Annotated in this window: 1 protein-coding gene; it reads left to right on the top strand. The window is 58.4% G+C overall.

The features are described from left to right. On the top strand, positions 1–747 hold a 747-nt coding region (locus ACI1P1_RS29695; RefSeq protein ID WP_416220223.1), incomplete at both ends, for a hypothetical protein.

Raw genomic sequence — 747 nt, forward strand, 5'->3', positions numbered from 1 at the left:
GAATACAAGAAGGGCGCAGCAGGCGCCTGGTCGGAGGTAACCGGCAGCAGCGTGACCGGACTTGCCCCGGACACGTACTACGTGCGGGTAAAAGCAACCGCGACTACCTTCGCGTCGGCCGAGCAAAGTGTAACAGTTAACGCCTATACATTAGTGAAGGAAGCTACTCCGCAAGCGGGAATCGACTATAGCGCAGAGCAGCTGACGGGACTGACAGCAGGTGCCGGATATACCGTAAACGGGGAAGCCGTTACGGCAAATGTCGACGGCAAGCTGGCGATTGACAGCAATTGGCTGGGCACCACGCTAAGTATCGTGAAGCCAGGCAATGGAACCACAACGGAGGACAGCGCAGCGCAAACGCTGGACGTGCCTGCCCGTGAGACAGCGCCAAACAGCGTGGGCAAGACCGATGAAACGGCGTTGCATGCCGCCAATGGAACATTGACCGGGTTGAGCACCGGGATGGAATACAAGAAGGGCGCAGCGGGTGCCTGGTTGGAGGTAACCGGCAGCGAAGTGACGGGGTTGGCCCCGGACACGTACTACGTGCGGGTAAAAGCAACCGCGACTACCTTCGCGTCGGCCGAGCAAAGTGTAACAGTTAACGCCTATACATTAGTGAAGGAAGCTACTCCGCAAGCGGGAATCGACTATAGCGCAGAGCAGGTGACGGGACTGACAGCAGGTGCCGGATATACCGTAAACGGGGAAGCCGTTACGGCAGATAATGACGGCAAGCTGGCG

It is taken from the genome of Paenibacillus mesotrionivorans (genome assembly GCF_046098205.1).
In the GTDB taxonomy this organism is placed as follows: Bacteria; Bacillota; Bacilli; order Paenibacillales; family NBRC-103111; genus Paenibacillus_AR; species Paenibacillus_AR mesotrionivorans.